Annotated in this window: 14 protein-coding genes; 9 read left to right on the top strand and 5 right to left on the bottom strand. The window is 64.5% G+C overall.

Annotation, left to right across the window (positions count from 1 at the left end; genetic code table 11):
• Positions 1-177 precede the first annotated feature (177 nt).
• Both AU465_RS27715 and msrA read left to right on the top strand, forming a co-directional pair.
• Entirely contained in the window at positions 178-423 is a 246-nt protein-coding gene (locus AU465_RS27715; protein ID WP_192255264.1) for a hypothetical protein, read from the top strand.
• Between the two features lie 290 nt (positions 424-713).
• The gene (gene msrA / locus AU465_RS27710; RefSeq protein ID WP_192255254.1) at positions 714-1,442 is read left to right on the top strand and encodes a peptide-methionine (S)-S-oxide reductase MsrA; all 729 of its coding nucleotides are present in this window, start codon (positions 714-716) and stop codon (positions 1,440-1,442) included.
• Positions 1,443-1,608: 166 nt separating this feature from the next.
• Here msrA and AU465_RS27705 read toward each other — a convergent pair whose 3' ends face one another.
• Together AU465_RS27705 and AU465_RS27700 are read right to left on the bottom strand one after the other, a co-directional pair.
• Positions 1,609-2,613 (bottom strand): cytochrome d ubiquinol oxidase subunit II, encoded by a 1,005-nt coding sequence (locus AU465_RS27705; protein ID WP_192255252.1) that lies wholly within the window; start codon positions 2,611-2,613, stop codon positions 1,609-1,611.
• A gap of 4 nt (positions 2,614-2,617) precedes the next feature.
• Positions 2,618-3,979, bottom strand: a complete 1,362-nt coding sequence (locus AU465_RS27700) for a cytochrome ubiquinol oxidase subunit I (RefSeq protein ID WP_192255250.1) — start codon at positions 3,977-3,979, stop codon at positions 2,618-2,620.
• Between the two features lie 296 nt (positions 3,980-4,275).
• On the opposite strand from AU465_RS27700, the gene AU465_RS27695 reads away from it, so the two are divergent.
• The gene (locus AU465_RS27695; RefSeq protein ID WP_192255248.1) at positions 4,276-5,202 is read left to right on the top strand and encodes an ABC transporter ATP-binding protein; all 927 of its coding nucleotides are present in this window, start codon (positions 4,276-4,278) and stop codon (positions 5,200-5,202) included.
• Positions 5,203-5,216: 14 nt separating this feature from the next.
• Positions 5,217-5,978, top strand: coding sequence for an ABC transporter permease (locus tag AU465_RS27690; RefSeq protein ID WP_192255262.1), 762 nt, complete (start codon positions 5,217-5,219; stop codon positions 5,976-5,978).
• A gap of 61 nt (positions 5,979-6,039) precedes the next feature.
• On the opposite strand, the gene AU465_RS27685 is transcribed toward AU465_RS27690, so the two are convergent.
• Entirely contained in the window at positions 6,040-7,077 is a 1,038-nt protein-coding gene (locus AU465_RS27685) for a phosphatidylglycerol lysyltransferase domain-containing protein (RefSeq protein ID WP_192255246.1), read from the bottom strand.
• Between the two features lie 241 nt (positions 7,078-7,318).
• Between AU465_RS27685 and AU465_RS27680 the strand changes: the two genes are divergently transcribed.
• Together AU465_RS27680 and AU465_RS27675 are read left to right on the top strand one after the other, a co-directional pair.
• Complete coding sequence (locus AU465_RS27680) at positions 7,319-7,825, top strand: MarR family winged helix-turn-helix transcriptional regulator (protein ID WP_192255244.1); 507 nt, start codon at positions 7,319-7,321, stop codon at positions 7,823-7,825.
• On the top strand, positions 7,822-8,502 hold the full coding sequence (locus tag AU465_RS27675; protein WP_192255242.1) for a GNAT family N-acetyltransferase: 681 nt from the start codon (positions 7,822-7,824) through the stop codon (positions 8,500-8,502). The genes AU465_RS27680 and AU465_RS27675 overlap by 4 nt, the downstream gene beginning before the upstream one ends.
• A gap of 69 nt (positions 8,503-8,571) precedes the next feature.
• Here the strand turns inward: AU465_RS27675 and AU465_RS27670 are convergent, their stop codons facing one another.
• On the bottom strand, positions 8,572-10,569 hold the full coding sequence (locus AU465_RS27670; RefSeq protein ID WP_192255240.1) for a PhoX family protein: 1,998 nt from the start codon (positions 10,567-10,569) through the stop codon (positions 8,572-8,574).
• Between the two features lie 360 nt (positions 10,570-10,929).
• Here AU465_RS27670 and AU465_RS27665 point away from each other — a divergent pair, with 360 nt between their 5' ends.
• The 3 genes from AU465_RS27665 (at position 10,930) to AU465_RS27655 (ending at position 12,402) form a co-directional block, all read left to right on the top strand.
• The gene (locus AU465_RS27665) at positions 10,930-11,268 is read left to right on the top strand and encodes a hypothetical protein (RefSeq protein WP_127859561.1); all 339 of its coding nucleotides are present in this window, start codon (positions 10,930-10,932) and stop codon (positions 11,266-11,268) included.
• Between the two features lie 67 nt (positions 11,269-11,335).
• Positions 11,336-12,037, top strand: coding sequence for a phosphatase PAP2 family protein (locus AU465_RS27660; RefSeq protein WP_192255238.1), 702 nt, complete (start codon positions 11,336-11,338; stop codon positions 12,035-12,037).
• A 95-nt stretch (positions 12,038-12,132) separates the two neighbouring features.
• Positions 12,133-12,402, top strand: a complete 270-nt coding sequence (locus tag AU465_RS27655; protein ID WP_192255235.1) for a helix-turn-helix domain-containing protein — start codon at positions 12,133-12,135, stop codon at positions 12,400-12,402.
• Between the two features lie 32 nt (positions 12,403-12,434).
• Here the strand turns inward: AU465_RS27655 and AU465_RS27650 are convergent, their stop codons facing one another.
• Positions 12,435-13,361 carry a DMT family transporter gene (locus AU465_RS27650; protein WP_192255233.1) on the bottom strand — a complete coding sequence of 309 codons (927 nt, stop codon included), beginning with the start codon at positions 13,359-13,361 and terminating at the stop codon, positions 12,435-12,437.
• Positions 13,362-13,422: the final 61 nt, after the last annotated feature.

Raw genomic sequence — 13,422 nt, 5'->3', positions numbered from 1 at the left:
CGCGGCCGGCAGCGGGCTCAGCACCGCGGTGCTGGTGCAGGCACCGGGCGGCGGGCCGATCCTGGCGGCCGCCGCCAACTGATTTTTCGCGCGGCGCCGCAGGAAGCGGCAGCGCACCATCCGGCCCGCATCCGCGCGCCACAACCCAAGGAGACCTACGTGACCAAAAAGACCGGCGTGACCAAATTTCTGACGGCGCTCGCCATTGCGCTCGCAACCACGGCTTTCGCCGCCGGCGCCCGCGCCGACGACGCGACCAACGCCATGAAGCCCGCCAATGCGATGGCGACCGACGCCATGAAACCGGCTGATGCGATGAAGCCCGATGCGATGAGCACCCAGGCGATGAAGCCGGCCACCGACGCCATGAAACCCGCGACGGATGCGATGAAGCCGGCCAACGCGATGGCTCCGGCTCAATAAGCGGTGCCGGCCTCTCTTCAGCGGGCCGAACAATCGCAGAGGGCGCTCCCCCGCTCCGTCTCGGCGCTGCGCGCCGATCCACCGCTCCCCGCTCTGCGGGGGCGAGGAACCCAGGCTTGCGAAGGCCGCGACCTCGGCGATTGGCGTTTCCTCGCCCCCATGAAATGGGGGAGAGGTGGCTCGGCGAAGCCGAGACGGAGAGGGGAGCGCCGCCGGCCGCCGCACGGCAAAGTGAGAAACTTGCGGCGGCTTCCGTCGTATAGTCGTAAGCTAGAACAAGGAGATCCAACATGAACGGCATCGAAAAAAAGGCCGCGCGGCGGTTCCTGGCCCCGCTAGCGGCGCTGGTGCTGACGGCGGCGGCCGCCGCCTTCTGGGAGACGCCGGCACGCTCGGCCGAGGACGCGGTCGTGATCCCGCCGCCGGCCATGGATGAAAAAGCCGCCAGCGGCACCGAGAAAGCCATCTTCGCCGGCGGCTGCTTCTGGGGCGTGCAGGGCGTGTTCCAGCACGTCAAGGGCGTCAGCAAGGCCGTTTCCGGCTACACCGGCGGCAGCGCCGAGAACGCCGTCTACGAGATCGTCGGCACCGGCCGCACCGGGCATGCGGAATCGGTCGAAATCACCTACGACCCGTCGAAGGTCACCTATGGCCAGCTCTTGCAGGTCTATTTCTCGGTCGCGCACAATCCGACCCAGCTCAACTACCAGGGGCCGGACCAGGGCACGCAGTACCGCTCGACGATCTTCGCCGAGAACGACGAGCAGAAGAAGGTCGCCGAGAGCTACATCGCCCAGCTCGACAAGGCCAAGGTGTTTGGCAAGCCGATCGTCACGACGCTGGAGACCGGCAAGACCTTCTACCCGGCCGAGGACTACCATCAGGATTTTCTGACGCTGAACCCGACCTACCCCTATATCGTCTACAACGACCTGCCCAAGATCGAGAACCTGAAGTCGTTGTTCCCCAAGCTCTACAGCGAAAAGCCGGTGCTGGTGCTGGCAAGCAGCAAGAGCTGAGCGCCTAATCTCCCCCCTCGAGGGGGAGATGTCGCCGAAGGCGACAGAGGGGGTCGCCGCGCGTAGAGCACCAGCGCCTTCCGCGACGAACGACAACGCCGGCGATTTATGTGAGACGACCCCCTCTGGCCTGCCGGCCATCTCCCCCTCAAGGGGGAGATCGCTTTCAATCGTAGGTCAAATCCGTCGCCTTCCCCCCAAACACGCGGTAGGCGTAGAAGGAATAGAAGATGATGATCGGCAGCACGACGACGGTGCCGACCAGGATGAAGGCCAGGCTTTCCGGCGCCGAGGCGGCCTGCCAGATCGTCAGCCTGTCGGGCACCACGAACGGATAGAACGACCAGGCGAGGCCGGCGAAGCCGAGCGCGAAGATGGTGGCCAAGGTCAGGAACGGCGTCAACGCATGGCTGTCATCGGGCCGCGGCAGATGGAAGGTCTGCCGCCACAGCCACAGGAACAGCAGCGCCGACACAATCGGCAGCGGCGAGAGATAGAGGATCTCGGGCCAGAGGAACCATTTGTCGAAGATGCGCGGGCTGGCGTTGGGCGTGGCCAAGGACACGGCGACCATGCCGAGCGCCGTCAGCACCAGCGTGGTGCGCAGCCAGCGCACGGCCTTCACCTGCAGGTCGCCCTCGGTCTTATAGATCAGCCAGGCGGAACCCATCGCGGCGTAAGCCGCCGAGAGGCAGAGCGCGACCAGCGCGCCGAAGGCCATGCCGCCAAAGCCGACATCGAGGCCGAGCACATAGACGCCCAGCATATAGCCCTGCGCCAGCGAGGCGGTTGCCGAGCCGATGAAGAAGATGCGGTTCCAGCGCTGCTTCTTGCCGGCCGGCACCTTGGCGCGGAAATCGAAGGCGACGCCGCGCAGGATCAACCCGACCAGCAGCAGGAAAACCGGGATATAGAGCGCGGTCAGGATGGTGCCGTGCGCCATCGGGAAGGCGACCAGCAAAAGCCCGACCGCCAGCACCAGCCAGGTCTCATTGGCGTCCCAGAAGGGACCAATCGCGGCGATCATCGTGTCCTGCTCTGAGTCTTCGGCGGCGGCGAACAGGATGCCGATGCCGAGATCGAAACCGTCGAGGATGACATAGATCAGAATGGCGAGGCCCATCAGGCCGGCGAAGATCAGCGGAAGCGCGGTCGGCCAGTCGAAGGTCATCGTTTCACTCTCCCGCGGCCTGCTGTGAAAGGGCGGCGTTCATGGCGCCCGGCAGCGGCGAGGCGTCGCCATCCTTGGCCGCCTTCAGCGCCAGATGCACCAGCACGCCGAGATAGGCGATCAAGAGCAGCACATAGAGGATGAGATAGACGGCCAAAGTCAGCGCCACATGGCTGCCGGCGACCGGGCCGACCGCCTCCGCCGTCTTCAGCACGCCGGTGACCAGCCAAGGCTGGCGGCCGGTCTCGGTCGTGTACCACCCGGCGAGCGTCGCCACCCAACCGGAGATGGTCATGGGAACCATAAGCAGGGCAAGCGGCTTCGGCAGGCTGTGGCGCCGCTTGAGGAAATAGGCGGCCGACCAGGAGACGATGAGCATCAAGATGCCGGTGCCGACCATGACGCGGAAGCCCCAGAACACCGGGAAGACCGGCGGATGGTTGCCGGGATAGTCGTTCAAGCCCGGCACGACGCCGCTGGCGCTGTGGCGCAGCACGAGGCTGGCGCCGTCCGGAATGGTGATCTCGAACCGGTTCTCCTTCGCCGCCTCGTCCGGCAGCGCGAACAGGACCAGCGGCACGTTGGGGCCGGTGTTCCAGTTGGCTTCCATTGCGGCGATCTTCTGCGGCTGGTGCGCAAGCGTGTTCAGCCCGTGCTGGTCGCCGGCGAAGATCTGGATCGGGATCAGGATGGCGGCGGTAAAGACGCCGGTGCGCAGCGCCTTCCACATCGATTCCGAGCGGTCGCCAACCAGGTAGCGCAGCGCCGACAGGCCGGCGATCAGGAAGGAGACGGTGAGCCCCGAGGCCAGCAGCATGTGGACGAGGCGATAGGGCATCGAAGGATTGAAGATCACCGCCCACCAGTTCACGGCATGCGCCACCCCATCGCGCATTTCGAAGCCGGCCGGCGTCTGCATCCAGGAGTTCAGCGCAATGATCCAGAAGGCGGAAACCGTGGTGCCGCCGGCCACCAGGACCGTCGCCAGCGTGTGGATGCGGTTGGAGACGCGGCGGAAGCCGAACAGCATGATGCCGAGGAAGGCCGCCTCCAGGAAGAAGGCGGTGAGGATCTCATAGGCAAGCAGCGGGCCGGCGATGTTGCCGACCTTCTGCATGTAGCCCGGCCAGTTGGTGCCGAACTGGAAGCTCATGGTGACGCCGGTAACCACGCCCATGGCGAAAGACAGCGCGAAAACCTTCACCCAGGTGAAATAAGCGCGCATCCAGGCGGAGTCGCCCGTGGCGTTGTAGCGGAGCTTGAAGAACAGCAGCACCCAGCCAAGTGCAATGGTGATCGCCGGAAACAGGATATGGAACGAAATATTCGCGCCGAACTGGATACGCGACAGAATGAGCGGGTCCATGGGCGACTCCGGCTGCTGTTATTCTTCGAGGATAGGCCTCATAGGAGCATCGGTCAAAGCGGCGCGGCGTCACGCGAGGCGGGTTGTCGCAGCGCCAGACCGGAGCCGTTCCCGGACTGGGTAAACCTCCCGCGTGACAGCTTCTCGACGCCGCGGACGCGTTCGCGACACCGTTGTGCCGCCAGCCGGCGAAGGCGACTGTCCAGAACTGTCAGGAGGACCGTCGATTGCCGATTTGAATAAAACGACATCCGACCTATATCAGGTCACGTTTTTCCAGCCGGCCGTTTTTCAGCATGTCATCCATCATCTCGATTTCCGGTGTCACGAAAACCTATGCCACCGGCTTCAAGGCGTTGAAGGAAATCAATCTCGACATCGAGCGCGGCGAGATCTTCGCGCTGCTCGGGCCGAACGGCGCCGGCAAGACGACGCTGATCTCGATCGTGTGCGGCATCGTCAACCGCTCGTCGGGCAGCGTCACCGTGGACGGACACGACATCAGCAAGGACTACCGCGCGGCGCGCAGCCTGATCGGGCTGGTGCCGCAGGAGCTCACCATCGACGCCTTCGAGACGGTCTGGGCGACGGTGAACTACAGCCGCGGCCTGTTCGGCAAGGCTCCCAACAAGGATTTCGTCGAGAAGGTGCTGCGCGACCTCTCGCTATGGGACAAGAAGGACGCCAAGGCGATCACGCTTTCGGGCGGCATGAAGCGCCGGCTGATGATCGCCAAGGCGCTGTCGCATGAGCCGCGCGTTCTGTTCCTCGACGAGCCGACGGCCGGCGTCGACGTCGAATTGCGGCAGGACATGTGGGCGATGGTGCGGCGCCTGCGCGAGGACGGCGTCACCATCATCCTGACCACGCATTACATCGAGGAGGCCGAGGCGATGGCCGACCGGGTCGGCGTCATCAACCGTGGCGAGATCATCCTGGTCGAAGGCAAGGCCGAATTGATGCGCAAGCTCGGCCGCAAGCAGATGACGCTGGAGCTCCGCGCGCCCCTCACCGCCATGCCGGACGGCCTGTCGCGCTATGCGCTGGAGCTGTCGAGCGACGGCGGGCAGCTCACCTACACCTATGACAACCAGAGCGACCGGCCGGGTGTCGCCTCGCTGATCCGCGACCTCGAGGCCGCAGGCATCCAGTTCCGCGATCTCGACACCAAGAACAGCACGCTCGAAGAGATCTTCGTCAATCTCCTGAGGCAAGAGCCATGAACCTGCGCGCGGCCATGAATCTTCGTGCAGTGTGGGCGATCTACCGGATGGAGATGGCGCGCGCGTTTCGCACGGTGCTGCAGAGCATCATCTCGCCGGTCATCTCGACATCGCTCTATTTCGTCGTCTTCGGCTCGGCCATCGGCTCGCGCATCACTGAGATCGACGGCATCAGCTACGGCGCCTTCATCGTGCCGGGGCTGACGATGCTTTCGCTTCTGACGCAGTCGATCTCGAACGCGTCCTTCGCCATCTACTTCCCGAAATTCGTCGGCTCGATCTACGAGCTTTTGTCGGCGCCGGTCTCCTATCTCGAGATCATCATCGCCTATGTCGGGGGCGCGGCGACCAAGTCGATCCTGCTCGGACTGATCATCTTAGGCACCGCGGCGCTGTTCGTGCCGCTGAGGATAGAGCATCCGTTCTGGATGGTCGCCTTCCTGGTGCTGACGGCGGTGACCTTCAGCCTGTTCGGCTTCATCATCGGCATCTGGGCAAAGACTTTCGAGCAGCTGCAGCTGGTGCCGCTGTTGATCGTCACGCCGCTCACCTTCCTCGGCGGCAGCTTCTATTCCATCCACATGCTGCCCGGCATCTGGAAGACGGTCACGCTGTTCAACCCGGTCGTCTACCTGATCAGCGGGTTCCGCTGGAGCTTTTACGGCAAGGCGGATGTCTCGGTCGGCGTCAGCCTCGGCATGACGCTGGTGTTCCTGGCCGTCTGCATCGCGATCGTGGCGTGGATCTTCCGGACGGGGTATCGGCTCAGGAACTGACGGGCCGACGAAGGGGCGGTTCCTCGCCCCGCGGAGCGTGGGAGAGGAAATAGGGCCTATTTCAAATCGCCTTGATCAGCCGCAGCAGCCCCAGCATCTCCATCAGCGTCCCTCTTCGGAAGGCGATGTAGGTCGGTTCCTCCAGCCCGTGGAAGCGGCGCTTGAAGGCGGCCTGGCCCTGCAGGTTGAAGCGCGAGCGGTTGACCCAGGGCGACTGGTAGGCGCGCTGGAAGGCGCCGCGCCAGAAATTCGATTCGGCAAAGCCGCTCGGTTCCACATCGAGCAGCGGCGACAGGCCGAGCGTGACGACCGAAATGCCTTCCTCGCGAAAGCGGTCGACGGCGTACTTGGTCAGGCCGATCTCGGCATGCGGGGTGGCGTCGACCTGCTTGCGCTTGAAGGCGGTGGTGTAGCCGATGACCTTGCCGCCGCTGAACAGCGGATCGAAATCGAGGATGGCGACGAGCTCGCCTTCGGGACCATGCAGGACGAAGCGGCGCATGTCGGCGCCGAGATGGTCGGCGAAGGGACGGTTGAGGAAGCCCATCTCCCAGCGCTTGACGATGCGCTCGCCGCGCCAATTCTCGGACAGCCGCGAAACCTCGGCGAGGAGCATGTTGGCCCTGTCCTCGGCGAAGGTGAAGCCCTTCTTCGCCAGCCAGCGCTCGGAATAGCGCACGGTTTCGTTGCGCTTGCCCGAGAAATCATGCGCCGGCAATTGCAGGCTGGTGTCGACACCCAGCCGGTTGACCTGATAGCCGAGCCCGGCCAGCACCTTTGCCGTGGCGGCGCCGATCTGGACGAACCAGGGGCCGCCGGCAGCCTCGACGAAGCGCTTGATATAGCCGGGCCTGTCCGCCGGATCGACCACCGGATCGCCGAGGGCGAAATGGTGCTTCATCTTGGTGCCGAAGGCGATGTAGCCGTCGCCGTCGCTGAAATAGGACAGCTTCTGCTGCACGGCGGTGGAATAGGCGAGCGAGAAGTCGCCATGCCGCCGAACCAGCGCCAGGCGCTCGAGATGCGTCAGCTCGCGGCGCGGCACCTTGGGCGCCGCGCCTTCAAGAAACCTGTCGATATAGATACGCAGGGAGGGCATGAGCTTCCGCGTGCCGATGAACAGAGACCCGCAGCCCGCGGGCCTCGAATCAGTCGCCTTGGCGCGACCGATTATCGGTCATGTCGCGCCAGCGCCATATAGGATGCTATCGACCGCGAATGAAGAGGGAATGTCTGCCGGCCGAAGCCGGCACTGACCGGCTTGCATCGCCAAGTCATATTGCCAAAGTCCATGCAATGTTATATATCAAGTTATCGTTTTTCGCTCCGGCAGGTCGACGATGGAAGACATTCTGCGGTCCCTCGGCTTTGTCTGCCTCGGCAGCAGGCTGAAGCGCATTGGCGAGCAGTTGCAGGCCGACACGCAGCGCGTGCTCGATCGTCTGGATGTGCGGATCCAGTCGAGCCAGTATCCCCTGCTCGCCGCGCTCGACAGGCTGGGGCCGCTGCCGGTCGGCGAGCTGGCGCAGTCCCTCGGCGTCGCGCAGCCGGGCGTGACGCGGGCCGTGTCGCTCCTCACCGACCTCGGCCTGGTCGAGGTCATGCAATCGAACGACGACCAGCGACGCAGGATCGTCTCCCTCTCGGCGAACGGCCAGCGGCTGGTCGACACCGCCAAGCGCGACGTCTGGCCGCGCATCGAGGACGCGGTCGCGCAATTGTGCGCGGACCTCTCCGGGCCTCTTCTCGGCCAGCTCGCAGCCATCGAGGATCGGCTGGCCGCGACCCCGCTCCACCGGCGCGCGGAAAAAGCCAAGGCCGTCGCGCCCAAGGCCGTCGCGCCATGAAACACGTTCTCGACCGTCCCATCTGGAGCGCGCTTGCAACGCGCCATCAGGCCTTCGCGGAAGGCGACAATCTTGCCCGGCGGTACCGGCCGTCGATCGTTCCTTTCGCCGCCACCGCGGCGGACGATGCGGAAAGCCTGCGCGCGCTGGGCAAGCTTCTCCCATCGCTTGAAAGCTCGATCCTGGTTCAGACGGACAGGATCGTCCTGCCTGTGGAGCTTTCCGCGGTTTCGACAGCGTCCCTGGTGCAGATGGTCGCCGAGCAACCGGTGCAGACGGTGTCCGATGAGCGTGTGCAGCGACTGACACGGCACGATGCGGCCGAGATGCTCGCCCTGGCATCGCTCACCAAGCCAGGCCCGTTCACACTGGAAGCCTTAAGCCTCGGCGAGTTCTGGGGCGTGAAGATCGACGGCAGGCTCTCGGCGATGGCCGGCGAGCGCATGAAGCAGCCCGGCTACTCAGAACTCAGCGGCGTCTGCTCGCATCCGGACTTCCGCGGCGGCGGCCTTGCCAGGCTGCTGTCGCTCTTCGTGGCAAACCGGATCATGGCGCGCGGAGAGATTCCCTATCTCCACGCCTATGACAGCAACGCTGCCGCCATAACGCTCTACGAGTCCATCGGCTTCCGGTTGAGAAGCACCCTGAACATGGCCGTGATTCGACGTGCGGGGTGATTGTCGACATGAGAGGAAGGATCCCGGATCACCGGAACCCTTCCTTCTGGTCTGCAGAGACCCGGCCTATCAAACCGCGATCTTGCCGCCGCCCTGCTTGGTGATCGCGACGACGGCCGGCCGCACCGGCATGTCCGGCTTGAAGTCCGGCCAGCGGGTCGACGGGTCCTCGTAGTAGGACGGGCGTCCAAAACCTTCCCAGTCGTCGCCGCCGTCGGCCGGATGCTGGACGGCGACGAAAGCGGTCTGGTCGTCCGGCGAAAACAGCGGGCCGCACATTTCGGCGCCGATCGGCACGCGGAAGAACAGTTTTGAGGTCGCCCGCGCAGCACCCTCGGTGTCGACCGCCCAGAGGCCGTCGGTGCGGCCGGTGGCCTTCGGCCCCTGGCCGTCGGTGGCGACCCAGAGGCGACCGGCGGAATCGACGGCGCAATTGTCAGGCATGCCGAACCAGCCATTGGCGGTGGTCGCTGTCGAGAAGGTGGCGCCGACATCGGCCACCGAGGGGTCGCCGCATTTCAACAGCACTTCCCACTTGCCCTTGGTGGCGGCGAAGTCGCCGCCGTCCTCGACGATCTCGATGATGTGGCCGAAGGCGTTTTCCGCGCGCGGGTTTGCCGCGTCGACCTGGTCGGCCTTGCGCTTCGAATTGTTGGTCAGCATGACATAGACCTTGCCGTTGCCGGCATTGGGCTGGATGTCTTCCGGGCGATCCATCTTGGTGGCGCCGAGCAGGTCGGCGGCGCGGCGGGTCTCGATCAGCACGTCGGCCTGGCTGGCGAACCCGTTCTCCGCCGTCAGCGGGCCTTGGCCGAACACGATCGGCATCCATTCGACCGAGCCGTCCTCGGCGAACTTCGCCACATGCAGCGTGCCGTCGTCGAGCAGGTCCATGTTGGCCGCGAGGTCATTGGGATTAAACTTCCCAGCGGTGACGAATTTGTAGACATAGTCGAAGCGTTCGTCGTCGCCGAGATAGAAGACGACACGGCCGTCCTCGGCGACGATCGATTCGGCGCCCTCATGCTTGAAGCGGCCCATGGCGGTGCGCTTCCTCGGCACCGAATTCGGATCGTTGACGTCGACCTCGACGATCCAGCCGAAGCGGTTGGGCTCGTTCGGCTCCTTGGCAAGGTTGAAGCGGTCGTAATGGGCACCCCATTCATAGGCGCCTTCCGGAATGCCGAGGCGCTTGTAGTTGCCGGCTTCCTTGTGGCCTTCCGGCAATTCGCCCGAGAAATAGCCATGGATGTTCTCCTCGGCCATCACATAGGTGCCCCAGGGGGTGACGCCGCCGGCGCAATTGTTGACGGTGCCGATGACCTTGGTGCCGGACGGATCGGCATTGGTCTTGACGCGATCATGGCCGGCGACCGGACCGGAAAGCGCCATTTCGGTGGTGGACATGATGCGGCGGTTGAGCTTGCCGTCGCGCACCACCTGCCATTTGCCGCCTTCCTTGCGGATCTCGACGATGGTGCCGCCATGCGCCGCCATCTCGACATCGACCTGCTCCCTGCTGAGCGGCGCCACCTCGGCGGCCTTCTTGCCGTCCTTGTCGACGGTCTTGACGATGCCCGGGAACATCAGATGCGGGTTGGTGTATTCGTGGTTGACGACCAGCAGACCATGCTCGGCCGAGCCGTCGATCGGGATATAGCCGACATAGTCGTTGTTGTAGCCGAACTGCCTGGCCTGAGCCTCGGCCGACTGCCTGGTCGGATCGAACCCCGGCGAATCGGCAAACAGCGGGTCGCCCCAGCGCAAGAGCACGTCGGCGTCGTAGCCCGGCGCGACATGGTGCTTGTCGTCGATGCCAGCCTCGAGCTCGTCGAATTTGAAGGCGGAGCCTTCGGTGGCGCGCGCGTCGTCTGCCGCGACGAGCGCAAGCGGGCTGACGGTGGCGGCAATGGCCGAGACGGCCAGCGAACCCTTCAGGAAACCGCGGCGAGAGAAGCGCGCGGCGATGATCTCGCCCATGGTGCGGTTGTCGGTGGGATTGACGGGCGGGCCGTCATTTTCCTCGAGCAGGCTGGTGCGGAAGCGGGTCTCGGGGGATTGGGTCATAAGCTGTCCTCTGGCTCTTGAGGTGGCTGGAACGTGTGACCTGTCGATCCCTATAGGCGGCCGATCACATTTTCGTGACATCGGCATGATTAAACAAGGTCGATTTGCCGACTGACGATTGTTCGCCTCCGGCCGCGCATGCACCGGTGCCAATTACGGGCACAACAACCCGGCGAGCGGATCCAAGAGCGGCCTCGACGCAAAGGCGCCAACCATGGCTGCGAGGCGTATTTTGCGACATCCGGCTTCGATCCCGTCGCAGCGTGCCTCGCCCGACGCGATCAGCTTGACGGCTTCGCGCGCTTCGGAAACAAGAACGGCGACGGGCGCGGCGACGGCCGCTTCAGGAGGGATGAAAACGTGAGTTTCTGGGGATTGGCGCAGCTTGGCGTTTCGACGGTGATCTTCCTGCTGGCGGCGATGGCGGCCAAACAATGGGGACTGGCGCCGAGCCTGGCCAAGATCCTTTTGACGCTCGCGCTCTATTCCGCCGGCAATCTGATCATGCTCCGGCTGATCCGCGAATTCGGCATGTCGGTGTCGTTCAGCCTGTCGGCGGTGATCCAACTGGTGTCGGTGAATGTCGTTGCACTGGTCTTCTTCGGCGAGCGATTGAATGCATTGCAGGCGACCGGCGTCGTGCTGGCGATCGCCGCCGTCGCGCTGATCACGCTCGGGCCCTATATGCAGCGGCTGTAGCTGGACCGAAGGGCATCGAACAAAGTGGGCATCGAACAAAGTGGGCATCGAACAAAGTGGGCATCGAATGAAATCGACCGCCAAGGCGCTGCTCAACAGAATAGAATTCCCGGTGCTTCTGGCCGGGCTGGCGATCGCCTGCGGGCTATGGGGCCTGCTGGAACTCATGGAGGTGGCGCGCGCCACGACCCCGCACGCCTTCGACACGGAAATCCTGCTCGCCTTCCGCCATGCCGGACAGCCGGACAGCCCGATCGGTCCACCCTGGCTTCAAGGCGCGATGCGCGACATCACCAGCTTGGGCAGCTCCACCGTGGTGGTGCTGATCACGACTGCGGCGATCGTCTATTTTCTGCTGATGCGCCGACCGGCGACGGCACTGTTCGTGTTCGTTTCGGTGGCGGGCGGGCAGGTGGTGTCCAGCCTGCTCAAGCACGAGGTCGACCGGCCCCGCCCCGATCTTGTCTCGCATCTCGTCAACGAGACGTCACTGTCCTTTCCGAGCGGCCACGCGATGCTGTCGGCGGTGACCTATCTCACGCTGGGCTCACTCGCCGCGCGCTTCCTGCCGAACCGCAGGACGAAGATCTTCGTGCTCGGCCTCGCCGTGCTCACCACGGTGCTGGTCGGAACCAGCCGCGTCTATCTCGGCGTGCATTGGCCGTCGGACGTGCTTGCTGGCTGGTGCGCCGGCTTCGCCTGGGCCACGTTATGCTGGCTCGCGGCGCGCCTGCTGCAGCGGCGCAAGGTGGTGGCTGACAGCGATTGATCCCGCGCCTATTTCTAAACTCTCGATGATGCTTGAGACATTGTAATATTTATATTATACATCGATACTGCACGTCCAGACATGGATTCCGGCCGATGATGACTGCCGCACAGATGCGCGCTGGGAGGGCATTGGCCGGCATCGACCAGAGAACGCTCGCCGAGCGCGCCGGGGTTTCGCTTCCGACCATACAACGCATGGAAGCGAGCGAAGGCGTCGTCCGGGGCGTTGTCGACTCGCTGATGAAGGTCATCCAGGCACTCGACGAGATCGGGGTGGAGCTGATCGGCGAGAACCAGGCCAGCGAGCGCGGCGGCAGGGGCGTGCGGCTGAAGTCCCCCGCGGCGCAGACCCAGCAGCGCTGAGCCGCAACCGACATCAAACCGTCGCAGCGTCCTCAAACTGCCGCTTCGATCGGCTCGGCAAGCTTCGGGTTTGCGCGCGCGGCGATCAGGCAGCCACAGACGATCAGGCATGCCCCTGTCAGCGTTGTCCAGGCCACCTCCTCGCCGAAGAAGAACCAACCAAGCGCGATTGCCCAGATAAAGGCCGAGTATTCCGTCGGGATGAGATATTGCGCCTCGGCGCGGGCGTAGGACCAACTCATCAGGAATTGACCGGCGAGCGAAAGCACCGCCACCCCGACCAGGGGAAGCCAGAGGTCGTTCGGCAGCGCAACGGCAAGCCACGGCGCGGCGAGACCAAGGATGATTGCGACGCAGAGGTTCTGGAACAGCATGATCTCGATTGGCTTGGCCAACAGTGCCTGTTGCCGGGAGAGGATCAGATTATAGGCATAGAACACCGTCGATACGAGCACCGCAGCCGTGCCAAGCAGGGCATCTTGCGAATGGCTTGCCGCCCCAAACTGGCCGGCCAATATGATCGCGACGCCCGCGATGCCGGCCAGCGACGCCCACACGACCTGCCGCCTTATACGTTCGCCCAACAACAGCGCGGCGAGGAACAGCGCAAACAGAGGCGCGACAAAGCTGAGCCCGATCGCCTCGGCGAGCGGCAACCTGGCGAGACCCCAGAAGAACGACACCAGGACGATGCCGACAACCGCAGCGCGCAGCGCATGCAGCCCCAGCACCGGAAGGGCCGGTTTCGAGCGCGGCCCGGTCGACCAAGCCGTGCCCGCGATCAAGGTCGCGACCATGCTGCGCCACAGCACCGTGTTGTACACGCCTACGGCGATGACCAGGGACTTCATCGCCGCGTCCATCCCGGACAGCAGAAAGATCGCCAGCGCGCATATGAACACCGGGATCGTCGGGGAAACGGCGCAGGTCAGGCTGGATGTCTTCGCGGCTTCGCTCATGCGGCGGACTGCTACCCGGCAGCGAGCGGCGGAACCAGATGGCAGCCCCGTCGATATAGCG

Source organism: Mesorhizobium silamurunense (assembly GCF_014843905.1).
Lineage (GTDB): Bacteria > Pseudomonadota > Alphaproteobacteria > Rhizobiales > Rhizobiaceae > Mesorhizobium > Mesorhizobium silamurunense.
The sequence above is the reverse complement of the archived record's forward strand: the minus strand, read 5'-3'. Positions and strand labels throughout refer to the sequence as shown.